Origin of the sequence: Bombella saccharophila, assembly GCF_026385475.1 — a bacterium.
GTDB lineage: Bacteria > Pseudomonadota > Alphaproteobacteria > Acetobacterales > Acetobacteraceae > Bombella > Bombella saccharophila.
Genome location: NZ_JANIDW010000001.1, coordinates 29,407 through 42,225, shown reverse-complemented (window position 1 = coordinate 42,225; position 12,819 = coordinate 29,407). Strand labels below are relative to the sequence as shown.

General features: G+C 57.2%; 10 protein-coding genes. 8 read left to right on the top strand and 2 right to left on the bottom strand.

Features of this window, described 5'->3' with window-relative positions; all coding sequences use genetic code 11:
• Window positions 1–131 precede the first annotated feature (131 nt).
• Window positions 132–1,274 (top strand): type III PLP-dependent enzyme, encoded by a 1,143-nt coding sequence (locus tag NQF64_RS00220; protein ID WP_323670693.1) that lies wholly within the window; start codon window positions 132–134, stop codon window positions 1,272–1,274.
• On the opposite strand, the gene NQF64_RS00215 is transcribed toward NQF64_RS00220, so the two are convergent.
• Complete coding sequence (locus NQF64_RS00215) at window positions 1,271–3,088, bottom strand: ABC transporter ATP-binding protein (protein WP_266106108.1); 1,818 nt, start codon at window positions 3,086–3,088, stop codon at window positions 1,271–1,273. The genes NQF64_RS00220 and NQF64_RS00215 overlap by 4 nt on opposite strands.
• 130 nt (window positions 3,089–3,218) lie before the next feature.
• Here NQF64_RS00215 and nth point away from each other — a divergent pair, with 130 nt between their 5' ends.
• Together nth and NQF64_RS00205 are read left to right on the top strand one after the other, a co-directional pair.
• A complete protein-coding gene (nth, locus tag NQF64_RS00210; RefSeq protein ID WP_230873239.1) occupies window positions 3,219–3,917 on the top strand; it encodes an endonuclease III in 699 nt (232 codons plus the stop codon).
• Window positions 3,918–4,021: 104 nt separating this feature from the next.
• Complete coding sequence (locus NQF64_RS00205; RefSeq protein ID WP_155572775.1) at window positions 4,022–4,966, top strand: glycosyltransferase family 8 protein; 945 nt, start codon at window positions 4,022–4,024, stop codon at window positions 4,964–4,966.
• 4 nt (window positions 4,967–4,970) lie between these two features.
• On the opposite strand, the gene NQF64_RS00200 is transcribed toward NQF64_RS00205, so the two are convergent.
• The gene (locus NQF64_RS00200; RefSeq protein ID WP_266106107.1) at window positions 4,971–7,274 is read right to left on the bottom strand and encodes a ComEC/Rec2 family competence protein; all 2,304 of its coding nucleotides are present in this window, start codon (window positions 7,272–7,274) and stop codon (window positions 4,971–4,973) included.
• Between the two features lie 26 nt (window positions 7,275–7,300).
• Here NQF64_RS00200 and gltX point away from each other — a divergent pair, with 26 nt between their 5' ends.
• From gltX to dprA, 5 genes are read left to right on the top strand one after another with little or no spacing between them, the layout of a single operon-like run.
• Window positions 7,301–8,704 (top strand): glutamate--tRNA ligase, encoded by a 1,404-nt coding sequence (gene gltX, locus NQF64_RS00195; RefSeq protein WP_266106106.1) that lies wholly within the window; start codon window positions 7,301–7,303, stop codon window positions 8,702–8,704.
• Window positions 8,701–9,639, top strand: coding sequence for an aspartate carbamoyltransferase catalytic subunit (locus NQF64_RS00190; RefSeq protein WP_266106105.1), 939 nt, complete (start codon window positions 8,701–8,703; stop codon window positions 9,637–9,639). The genes gltX and NQF64_RS00190 overlap by 4 nt, the downstream gene beginning before the upstream one ends.
• Window positions 9,636–10,913, top strand: a complete 1,278-nt coding sequence (locus tag NQF64_RS00185) for a dihydroorotase (RefSeq protein ID WP_266106104.1) — start codon at window positions 9,636–9,638, stop codon at window positions 10,911–10,913. The genes NQF64_RS00190 and NQF64_RS00185 overlap by 4 nt, the downstream gene beginning before the upstream one ends.
• Window positions 10,910–11,545, top strand: coding sequence for a glycerol-3-phosphate 1-O-acyltransferase PlsY (gene plsY, locus NQF64_RS00180; protein WP_266106103.1), 636 nt, complete (start codon window positions 10,910–10,912; stop codon window positions 11,543–11,545). Before NQF64_RS00185 ends, plsY begins: the two co-directional genes overlap by 4 nt.
• Complete coding sequence (dprA, locus tag NQF64_RS00175) at window positions 11,542–12,783, top strand: DNA-processing protein DprA (RefSeq protein WP_266106102.1); 1,242 nt, start codon at window positions 11,542–11,544, stop codon at window positions 12,781–12,783. The genes plsY and dprA overlap by 4 nt, the downstream gene beginning before the upstream one ends.
• Window positions 12,784–12,819 lie beyond the last annotated feature (36 nt).

Here is a 12,819-nt window from a genome sequence, read left to right as displayed (position 1 = left end):
TCTTTTCTCTATTATCACTCTTTTGTGATAATAGAACATCTTTTTCATCCCTCCTTTACCCTTTCCCCTTGCATTAAAGCGCAATCTGCGCTTTTGACGCAGCTCCCCCTTCCTAAGAGGATGTGTGTCTTATGACCCCAAAAATCGCCCGCTTCCTCGCTGACCAACAGCCTGCCACACCGTGCCTGGTTGTGGACCTCTCCATTGTGGCAGAGCAATACCAAGCCCTTCACAAAGCCCTACCGACAGGGCGCATCCATTACGCGGTAAAAGCCAATCCTGCCTCTGCGATTCTTACATGCTTGCACCAACTTGGCTCTTACTTCGACATTGCCTCGCCGGGGGAAATTGACCTCTGCCTCCAAGCGGGCATTCCCGCAGCAAAGCTCTCCTTCGGCCATACCGTAAAAACAGCCCGCTCCATCGCTTATGCACACCAAAAAGGCCTCACCCTCTTTGCCTTTGATTGCCTTGAAGAGCTGGAGAAATTAGCACAGCACGCCCCCGGCTGCTCTGTCTTTTGCCGCCTCGGCGTCCTCAATACCGGGGCAGAATGGCCCTTATCCCGCAAGTTTGGCACAACGGTAGAGCATGCTTTTACCCTCCTCACCAAAGCCCGTGCCCTTGGTTTAAAACCCGCTGGTTTGTCCTTTCATGTCGGCAGCCAACAGACCCATATCGAGGCTTATGCTGAGGCCATTGCCCAAGCCGCAGAGCTTTATCATCGCCTCGACAAAGAGCAGAATATCACTCTGGATTTCATCAATATGGGGGGCGGCTTCCCCACCTATTACCGCACCCCCATTCCCGCTATCGACCAATTCGGGCAGGCCATCACAACCGCCATGCAAACGCACTTCCCCCATCACGCCCCGCAGATTCTCTTAGAGCCAGGGCGGTATATGGTCGGCAGTGCCGGGATTGTCCAAACAGAAGTCGTCCTCGCCAGCCATCGCGGTAACCGAGAGGATGAACCACGCTGGGTGTATCTTGATATTGGCCGTTTTGGCGGCTTAGCCGAGACAGAAGGCGAGGCGATTCGTTATGCCTTCCAAACCCCTTATGATAAGACCAGCACCCACTACTCCCCCTGCATCCTCGCCGGCCCCAGCTGCGATAGTATGGACGTCCTTTACGAGAAAAACCCCGTCCCTCTGCCCGATGAACTCAAAACAGGGGATAAACTCATCATTCTCTCAACAGGGGCTTATGTCTCCACCTATTGCTCCACGGGCTTTAACGGCTTCCCCCCTCTCAAAGAATATTATCTTTAACCATGCTCTAAAGACTGTAACGTCACGAGACGATGATACGCCCCCTCTGGGCAGGCCATTAATGTCGTATGGGTGCCATCCTCAATAATCTGCCCCCCCTCAAAGACTAAAATACGATCCAAATCCCGCACGGTTGCTAGGCGATGAGCCACCACAAGCACCGTGCGTTCGGTCATTAACCGGGCCATAGCCTCTTGCACCAACCGCTCCGATTCAGAATCCAAGCTCGCCGTTGCTTCATCAAAAATCACAATTGGCGCGTTTGTTAAAAAGGCACGCGCAATAGCCACACGCTGCCGCTCCCCACCAGAGAGTTTCACCCCGCGTTCACCCACTAATGTATCATAACCATCCGGCAACTGCGTGATGAATCCATCAGCATTGGCTAAACGGGCCGCCTCCTCAATCGCCTCACGTGGGGCATCAGGCTGCCCATAGGCGATATTCTCAGCCAATGTGCGGTGGAATAACATCGGCTCCTGCGGCACAAGAGCAATCTGCCGGCGCAAACTTTGTTGCGTGACATGGGCAATATCCTGCCCATCAATCAAAATGGCCCCATTCTGCACATCATAAAGCCGTTGCAATAGCCGCGTTAAAGTCGTCTTGCCAGAACCAGACGCCCCCACTAACGCCACACGGCTCCCCGCCGCAATCTTCAATGAAAAATCCCGATAAATCGGCGTCGATTGCGAAGGATAACAAAAGCTGACATCCCGTAGCTCAATCGCCCCATCCGTCACGACCAACGGTACCGCCCCTTCAGCATCCTGCACGCCCGGTGCTGTAGCAAAAAGCCCAACAAGCTCCTCCATCTCATTCACCGAGCGTTGCACTTGGCTGACTTGCTGCCCCAAATCCCGCAAATAGCCTTGGATGAGGAACATCATCGTCAACACATAAGCCACATCTCCCGGCCCTGCCGCCCCACGCCACCAAAAGAGAACCGCAAGGCCAATCATCACCACACGCATCAAAAGCGTATAGGACGCCTGAAGATTGGCACTATTGGTTCCCCTATACCAACTATAATAGGTCTTCTCCGCCCATGTCCGGGCTACAGAATGTAAATGTTGCTCCTCACGCTGCTCCGCCCCAAAGCTTTTCACCACAGCATTGCAGGTAATCGCATCACCTAACAGGGCCCCCATTTTGGAATCCCACTCATTCGAGACCCGCGCCGTTGGGGCTACATACCGCAAGGCCAACCAAATGGAGAGGCACGCAAACAGCACGACCATCACCGCCAACACTAACCCCAATAGCGGGGCCCGCACCAGCAGAACAAGCGTTGTGCCCACCAGCACCAAAAGCTCCGGGGCAATCAACAAAAGCAACGTGTCATCCAGCGTATCAATGGCCCAAATCCCCCGCGTCACACGCCGCACAACCGAGCCTGCAAAACTATTAGCATGCCAGTCGGAAGAGAAACGCTGCACACGGGCAAAGGCATCATCTAATACCTGACGCATCACCGCTAAACTAAGCTTGCTTATCCCCAAATAGGAGGAACGCCGGCCCATCACCCCCACAAGCCCTAGGACCAATAGCCCACTCACCATCAATAAAGCATCATGCAGCAAAGCCGCACGGCCCCCTTCTGCCGGGGATGGCAGCACCGTGGTAGAAATATCCCCCACTAAACGCCCTGCTAAAAGCGGCGTGCAAATGTCGGCCAATGTAGCCAGCCCCACACCCCCCAATGTCCGCGCTAACATGGCCGGATGCTGCACCCACCGTACCATCACAAAGCGCAGCACCTCGGTAAAAGAGAGCTTCATCCCCTTATGGGGCTTGCTATTTACCTCTGCCATTGGCCACCGCCTCCCTCGCCCTTACGTCATCCCTAAGCGTTATCCTTGCTCCTATCACCCGCTTGAAGAACAACGCAACACAGCTTAGGAACAGACCCATCATTCTCACCACGGACTAACCTGACCCCTCATGGCCACATCCCGCACAAAACCCACCACAACACCAAAAATGAGCCTAAAAGCCGTCCGCGCCTTCCTCAACGCCTTAGACAATGCCCATCCTGATGCACGCAGCGAGCTCATCTACCATAATCATTTCGAGCTCCTCGTCAGCGTCGTCCTCTCCGCTCAGGCCACGGATGTATCTGTCAATAAAGCCACCCGCGCTTTATATGAGAAAGCCCCCGACCCTGCCAGCATGGCTGCTTTAGGGGAAGACGGCATTGCCCATTATATCCGCACTATCGGCCTATGGCGGTCTAAAGCGCATAATGTCGCCCTTCTCTGCCAGCAATTACTAGAAAAACACAATGGCCATGTACCCAATAACCGCGAAGCGTTAGAAGCCCTCCCCGGTGTAGGCCGTAAAACCGCCAATGTCGTCCTAAATATCGCTTTTGACCAACCCACCATGGCGGTGGATACGCACATCTTTCGCCTTGGCAACCGCACCGGCCTTGCCCCTGGCAAAACCGTCCGCGCTGTGGAGGATGCCCTCATCGCCCGCATCCCCAAAGAGATGCTCCGCCCTGCTCATCATTGGCTCATCCTCCATGGCCGCTATGTCTGCAAAGCCCGCACGCCAGAATGTTGGCGTTGCCCCGTAACAGAATGGTGCCTTTATAAGGAAAAGAATAAGATTCCTCCCAAATCCAAAACAACCCCATAAAGGGCAAATACGCCATCTCGCCTTATAATGGCTTTATTTTATAGCATAAAACTGTAGAAAGGCTTTTCTTCTCCCAATTAAAGCCTTATAGCACGAGCTAGAGCATGACCCCGCCCTTATTGGAAGAAACGGCCATCATATTCGGTGCAGACGGCAACGACCTCTGGCCTACGCTCTGTGCTATCCAATCCGTCATCACACATAACCCCCACACAAAGCTCGATTTTTACATCCTCCACACCGCTATTCCCACAACCCTTCAGCACCTCATCACAGCTCTTTTCCAAACAGAGAGCAGCCAGCTCACCTTCCTTGATGTCGCCCAAAAAGCACAAGCCCTACGCACACATACGCACCCGCGTTGGCAAGCAAGCTGTTTCTATCGGTGCTATCTCCCTGTTTTATTCCGTGAGAAACGCTTCGTCCTTTGGCTTGATAACGCCCTCCTCGTCACCGGCTCACTCGCCCCTCTCCTCCATCGTTTTCCCCAAGAAGCAAGCCTCGGTGCTGTCGTTGACCCTCTCGCTTACATGCTTCAGCGTAATAATGTCCCCCTCCATACCCTGTTGGGCGATGCCCCCGCTGCGGGCCTCCCTGATACGACCCTCGCCCATTACACCAAAGACCATCTTAGCCTCACTCAACCGGAGCATTACTTTAACAGCAATATGCTCCTCCTCCGCCCCCGCTTAATCTCGCCCTCACAAATCAATCGCTGCTTTACCCTCGCAACACGGCCTTACCTTTGCCCCGGCACAGATATTCTTAATCAAGTCTTTCACAATCATGTCCATCTCCTCCCCGAACGATGGAACTTCATGACCGGCAAACTCACAGAAAATCTCTGCCTGCATCTCCCCGAATCATGGAAAAAACAACGTGAGACAGAGCGGCTCCATCGCTGCATCCTCAACTTCCCCGAAGGCGCAAAACCATGGCAAGACCCTGCCCTCCCCGGTGCCAGCCATTATCAACGCCTCTCCACACAGCTTGAAGACCGCCTCAGCCGCCTCGCCCCTACCCTCATCCGCACCTTATGCAGCGGCTAACCCGCTATTCCGCCTTCGCAAATGGGAGAGGGGGCACACCATGAAACCCCATCGGCCCAACCCATAACCGCTCCCCCTGCCACATCCGCGCTGAGATGAGCCGCACACCACCACGCCCATCATCATAAACAGCCCAGCTTCCCTCACGCTTTATATCCTCTATGCTCACATGCTGCGCAGCCATACAAAGTGGCTTTTGCTCCCTCACATTCACCTCCAACGCTACATGCGCACAGAGCTGAGATTGCTGAGGCTGCAACACCTCATCTGCCCCTTCCAGCATACGCCATAAAATGACCTGCCCCGCTTTGAGAGGAACACGACATATCCCCGCCTGACAAAACGGCACCCCCACCCCACGCGCTTGCCATCCCAAAGCCCGTTGTACCTCCTGCCGCACAAGGGGCATCCCTAACCGTCCCTCCACAAGGCGCATCTCCCCCTCTTGCCGCACAGCAAGAGCATGCTCCAACGTTGTAATCACCATCACCGGGCGCGGCATCACCCATACCAAGACAAGGGCTGCCCCTATCATCCCCAGCCCACAAAAACGCGCCATCCCCCGCCATAAACACAGCACCGCTAATCCCAGCAGAAATAACCCCACATCCCACGCAGGAAAGGAAGGCACCGGCCATGAGGCAAACGGCATCACCGCTACATGCCGTGCCAACCAAGAGATAACCTCAATCCCCCAGCCCATCACACGTAATGCCACAGCCGACAGCCCCAGAGGCATAAGAGCCAAAGCGATCAACCCCGCAGGCATCACCCACAAGCCCATCAACGGCACCGCCAGAATATTGGCTAAAACAAACCAAGGCTGAAACGCCCCAAAATACGCCATGCTCAACGGCAAAGTCGCCAACCCCGCTAACAATGAGGTTATCACCAACATAACAACCCCAACTGCCATGCGCCGCCACCAAGGGGGACGCTGCCCCCAAGACCGCCCTACCGGCCTCGCTCCATACCCTCCCAAACGTGCCAAAACCCCACGCAACGGCTCATACCCGGCAATCAACGCCATCACAGCGGCAAAGGACATCTGAAAAGACACATCCAAGACCACAGCAGGCGAGGCCACCTCCAACGCTAAAGCCACCAAGGCAAGCCCCCGCAACGAAATCACCCGCCGCCCCAATAAAAAGGCCACAACCCCAAGCCCTGCCATCCCCAAAGCCCGCAACCCCGGTATATGGCACCCCGTCAGCAGCACATAAGCCACACCCGCCCCCAAAGACGCCACAAGGGCTATCTCTCGGCACGGCCAATGGGCTGAAAGACGCTGCGACAAACTCATCCCCCGGCGCAGCAAAACAAACACAAACCCCATCACAAACCCAAGATGCAACCCCGCCACTGCCAATAGATGCGCAAGACCAGAAGCCGCATAATCCTGCCGTGTCTGGGTGGAAATTAACCCCGTCTCCCCACACAACACCGCCGCAGCAATCGCCCCAACCTGACCGGGTAAATAATGTTCAATCTGCCGCGCCACTTGCCCCCGTATCGCCCCCCAACGCCCTCTATCAGCTTGTGCATCATCTACGCGCTCCACTGGCGACAACGCCGTCCCCGTTCCCGCTCGGCCAGAAAACCACGCCGCCCGCTGCCCATCATACCCCCCCGGCCATGAAGGTGCCGTTGGCGCGCGCAACAATGCCCGCACCCGGACGACCTCCCCCGGATTCATACCCTCCACAGCCGGTATATCTTTTGCCGGTAAGGTAATCACTAAAGAGCGTGACAACGGGGCCATCCCCTCCCACCAAGGGGAACGAAAGACCGCCCCTTTAATCGTCATCCGCCATGACGCCCCACCCTCCACATGGCGCCCTATCACAGGCTCTAAGGCGGCTAAACGCCCCTCAACCAGCATGGATTCCAACGGTAAAAGCGGCATGGGTGGTTGCCGCCTCGCTTGAGCGAAAGCTAACAGAAATCCCATTCCTAGCGCACATAAAGCACTGCCCAAACAACAGCCCAACAGCTGCCACCGTGCAGCCCGCTCCGTAACCGCCACCACCCAACGGCTACCCACCAAAAGGGCCAACCCAACAGCCACTCCCCCCACTATGGCCGTACACAACCACCCTGTAGGCTCCTCCGGCAAAGCAAAATAAGCTGCAATACCCAGAGCCACCCCGACAGGGAGCCAACAAGCAAGACGGCTTCCTTGCCGGGCCAATCCTGCCATCATCATCCCATCCATACTGCCCTGCCTCTTCGCAATAACCGCCCCTTTTCTCATTACCGCACTTGCACTAAAGCCCATAATGACACATCGAAGGTCATAGCCCGACACCGCTCAGCATGTTATAAGGCTTGCTCATGAAGATCCGTACCCGTTTTGCTCCCTCGCCCACCGGGCTGCTCCATATCGGCAATGCCCGTGCTGCCCTGTTTAACTATCTTTTCGCCCGCCATCATGGCGGGGAGTTCGTCCTCCGTATCGAAGATACAGACCGCGAACGCTCCACCCAACAGGCTGTAGATGTTATCTTTGAGGGTCTAAAATGGATGGGGCTAGACTGGGACGGCGAACCGACCTTCCAAGCCAGCCGCCAAGACCGCCATGCAGAAGTCGTCGCCCAACTGATGGAAAAGGGCATGGCCTATCGCTGCTATTGCACCGCTGAAGAACTCGCCGCCATGCGCGAAAAAGCCCGTGCCGAAAAACGCCCCCCCCGCTATGACGGCACATGGCGCGACCGCGACCCTGCCGACGCCCCAGAAGGCGTACCTTACGCTATCCGCCTTAAAGCCCCTAAAGAAGGCGAAACCATCATTAAAGACCTCGTCCAAGGGGAGGTCCGCGTAGCCAATGCGGAGATGGATGACCTCATCCTCTTACGCTCCGATGGGACACCAACCTATCTGCTCGCCGTGGTGGTGGATGACCACGATATGGACATCACCCATGTTATGCGCGGCGATGACCATCTCACCAACACCTTCCGCCAAGCCATGATCTACCGCGCCATGGGCTGGGACCTACCAAAATTCGCCCATCTCCCCCTCATCCACGGGCCAGATGGTGCCAAACTCTCCAAACGTCACGGCGCACAATCGGTTGTGGAGTTCCGGGAGGAAGGCATCCTGCCAGAAGCCCTCTGCAATTATCTGCTCCGCCTCGGCTGGGGCCATGGCGATGCGGAAATATTGGACCGCGAGGAGCAAATCAAACTCTTTGATATTGATGGGATTGGCCGCTCCCCCTCCCGTATGGATTACGTCAAACTCAGCCATCTCAATGGCATTTGGATGCGCCGCGCAAATGATGAGCGTCTAACAGCCCTCGTTATGCAGCGTTTAGCACAACGAGACGACCTCAATCATGATGAGACTGTCCGTGCCCGTGTCCTCGCCCTCATGCCGGGGCTAAAAGAGCGCGCCAAAACCGTGGTAGAGCTTGCCGATAACGCCGCTTTTGCTGGCCTGCGCCTGCCGCTCACCCTCACCCCAAAGGCGGAAAAACATTTAGGTGAGGAGGGCAAGAAGGTTCTCGCAGGGTTAGAGACAAGACTCGCTGCACTAGAGCCTTTCACCCCAGAGGGAATCGATAGCACCTTACGCGCCTTCGCCACTGAGCATGAGCTAAAGCTCGGCGCTGTAGCCCAGCCGCTCCGTGCCGCGATGACAGGCACCACAACCTCACCGGGAATCGACCTCACACTCGCCGCCTTAGGGCGGGAGGAAGTCCTCGCCCGTATTCGGAGTGCCCTATCCGCATGAGCCCCACACACCACATCCCCCATCTTCTCGGCATTGAGGGCATGACAGAGAAGGACATCACCCCCTTTCTCGACCTCGCCGAGAGCTATGCCCTGCTTAGTCGCTCCCGCAACGCACCGCGCGATGTGCTCCAAGGCCGTACCGTCATCAATCTCTTCTTTGAGGATAGTACCCGCACGCGCACTAGCTTTGAGCTTGCCGCTAAACGATTAGGGGCCGATGTGGTGAACATGACCGTCGCCACAAGCTCGGTCAATAAAGGGGAAACCCTGCTCGATACCGCTTCCACCCTCAATGCCATGCATTGCGACCTCCTCGTCATCCGCCATGCTCAAAGCGGGGCCCCAGCGTTGCTCTCGCAAAAGGTCGAGGCCAGTGTCGTCAATGCCGGTGATGGCATGCATGAGCATCCTACCCAAGCCCTGCTTGATGGCCTAACCATCCGGCGGCATTTTGGTCGCCTCAGCGGCTTAAAAATCGCCATTTGTGGCGACATCGCCCATAGCCGCGTAGCCCGCTCAGACATTCACCTCCTCCGCGCTATGGGTAATGATATTCACCTCGCTGGTCCCCCAACTCTGCTTCCCAATGCCCTCGGCACGTTGGAGGGCGTAACCCTCCACCATAATATTGATGACGCCCTAAAAGATGCTGATGTAGCAATGTGCCTCCGCGTCCAGCGGGAACGCATGGGCAGTGGGCTTGTGCCCAGCGCACGGGAATATTTCTCCCTCTTTGGGTTAGACCGCCGCCGCCTTGCTCTAGCCAAACCCGGCGCACTGGTCATGCATCCCGGCCCCATGAATCGCGGGGTAGAAATCGCCTCCGCTGTTGCCGACTCTCCACAAAGCGTTATCTCTGAACAAGTCGAGATGGGCGTTGCCGTCCGCATGGCTGTTCTTGATCGTCTCTCCCGCATGAAGAATCCCGCATGAGCAGCATCTTTTTCCAAAATGTTCGGCTAATAGACCCCGCCTCCGGGCGCGATAGCATGGGCAGCCTACTCGTCGAGGACGGCCTCATCACCGCCATCGACCCCAAAGATCCTCCCAAAAATGCCCGCCTCATAGAGGGCAATGGTGCCGTCCTCTGTCCCGGCCTTGTCGATATGCGCGCTCGTTTTGATGAGCCGGGGGCAGAATATCGCGAGAATATCGACTCCGGTGCCCAGGCAGCCGTTGCCGGGGGCATTACCACCCTCGCCCTCCTCCCCGATACCGACCCCGCTATTGATAACCCCGCTCTCGTCCATTACATCCGCCGCCGGGGTGAGGAGACAGGCCTTGTCTCCATCCATCCTTACGGGGCCCTCACCAAAGGCTGCGCTGGGGGCGATATGGCCGAGATTGGCTTGCTCAAACAAGCTGGGGCCATTGGCTTCACCGATGGAGCCCGCGCGATTGCCGATACAAAGCAAATGCGCAACCTACTCGCCTATTCTGGCTTTTTAGACACGGTCATCATCTTACATCCAGAGGACCCCTCTCTCGCCAAGGGAAGCTGTGCCACTGCCAGCCCACAAGCGGTCAAAATGGGCCTACCGCAAATCCCCGCCTGTGCCGAGGCTATGATGGTCGCACGCGACCTTCGCCTTGCTGCCCTCACCGGGGCGCGTATCCATTTTAGCCACATCTCCACAGGTGAGGCCCTCAGCCTCATTGCCGCAGCCAAACAACAAGGCATCCGCGTCACCTGCGATACCGCCCCACCCTATTTCGCCATGACAGAAGCCGATATTGGGGACTTCCGCACCTACGCCAAACTCTCCCCACCCCTCCGGCAAGAGGCTGACCGGCGCGCCATCCTCGCAGGCCTCGCAGATGGCACGATTGATGCCATCGCCTCCGACCATAGCCCCGCAGATGCTGATGATAAACGTCTCCCCTTCGCCCAAGCCCGCGCAGGGGGGACCGGCCTCGTCACCTTGCTCGGCGTCACCCTACAAGCGGGCTTGCCATTGCTGGATGCGCTACGCCTTCTCACCATCGCCCCCGCCCGCCTCTTAGGACTGCCAGCAGGCACTCTCAGCATCGGCGCAGCAGCGGACCTCTGCCTTTTCGCCCCAGAGGAAGAATGGGTCGTTACAGCCGGCAGCCTACCCGGCCGTGCCCAAAATACCCCCTTTGATGGCCAAACCCTCAAAGGACGAATCCACCGCACCTTCTATCACGGGCGAGAGGTCTTTACCGCAGAGGGGCTTTCAGCATGAGCAGCCTATTCCACTGGTCCCTCATGCCCCCTAGCCTCCTCGTTATCGCTCTTGCTGCTTACGGGATAGGCAGCATCCCCTTCGGCCTCCTCCTAACCGCTTTAAGTGGCCAAGGCGACATTCGCAAAATCGGCTCCGGCAATATCGGGGCTACCAATGTCCTACGCACAGGTCGCAAAGGCCTCGCCGCCGCAACCCTTCTGCTTGATGCCCTAAAAGGGTTACTCGCCGTCCTACTTGCCCAAGCCCTCTCCCCCCTTAACACCGCCCTTTGCCTCTCCGTAGCTGGGTGTGCTGCTGTACTTGGTCATTGCTTCCCCCTCTGGCTCGGCTTCCGCGGCGGGAAGGGCGTTGCAACAGGCATCGGCGTCTTTTGGGGCATGTGCTGGCCTGTCGGGCTGCTCTGTACCATCCTCTGGCTAGCGGGGGTACGGCTGAGCAAGATTTCCTCTGTCGGTGCATTGCTTGCCTTTTTATCTGCGCCATTTCTGATGGTTGCTTTCTCACTAGCCCCCATCCTCTCCGCCCGCCCTATTGCAGCAACCTTCATCACCATTCTTATCCTCTTGCGGCATCATGGTAACATCGCCCGCCTCATTAACGGAACAGAGCCACGCATCGGCCAAAAATGACCACATCTAGCCCCCTTCTGGCGGCCCCCACAGCAGCAGAACGACTCGCCCAAATCCGCCTCGCCCGCACTAAAGGAATCGGCACCGCCACCTTTAGCAAATTGATGGGCCTGTATAGCTCCGCCACACAAGCGATAGAGGCCCTCCCCACCCGTGCCCGTCTGGCAGGCCGCCCCGCCCCCCTCATCCCTTCGCAAACCGCCATAGAGGATGAAATTGCATGGCTTGCCCAGCGCGGTGGTGCCCATCTCCTCCGTTCCGACTCCGCCTATCCACACCTCCTTACCCTTCTTCCCAACGCCCCGATTCTCCTCTTTGCCCAAGGCAATACAGCCCTCCTCTCCTCCCAATCAGTCGCCATTGTGGGCGCACGTAATGCCTCTAACCCCGCTCTAAAACTCACCGAACAATTCGCAACAGGCTTAGCAGAATCCGGCATCACGATTATCTCCGGCCTCGCCCGCGGGATTGATGGTGCCGCCCATCGCGGGGCCTTACCCTTCAGGCGGACAATCGCCGCCCTCCCCGGCGGGCTAGATGTTACCTACCCGCCCGAACATGCCGCTCTCCAAGCAGACATCGCCCAACAAGGCTGCTTAATTACGGAATATCCCCCCGGCACTGCAGCCAATGCCCGCCATTTCCCACGCCGTAACCACCTCATCGCCGGCCTATCACGCGGTTGCTTGTTAGTTGAGGCCGCCCATCGCTCCGGCACCCTCATCACAGCCCGACTCGCCCTAAACTATAAACGCCTTCTTTTTGCCATCCCCGGCTTCCCGCAGGACCCACGCTCCCGCGGAGGGAACGACCTGCTCCGCCACAATAAAGCCCTCTTGGTGGAGCGTTACCAAGATATCCTAACCCACCTCAATAATACCCCCTTATCAGCCCATAATCCCGCCGCATGGGAACGACCACCCGCACGGCAAGCCTCCCTCTTTGCACCACCCCCACCGGCACCGCTACCACCGGCAGCAGCAGTATCAACATCACTTGTATCAACGCCGCCCACCTCCCCGCCCCAATCGCCATCCCCCACCATGCCGGATGATCAAAACAACGATTCCGATAAAAAAAATATACTCTCCCTCCTCGCGCATACCCCCTCCACGGTTGACGAGATTGCCTCACGCTGTCAGTTGTCCATCTCAGCAGTTGCAGCCATACTCATTGAGCTGGAGATAAATGGTGCCATCCAACGCCACGAGGACGGCACCCTGACCACTCTCAGCTAACGGGCAACGCCCAACTGCCGAATCGTCAGTTAAGAC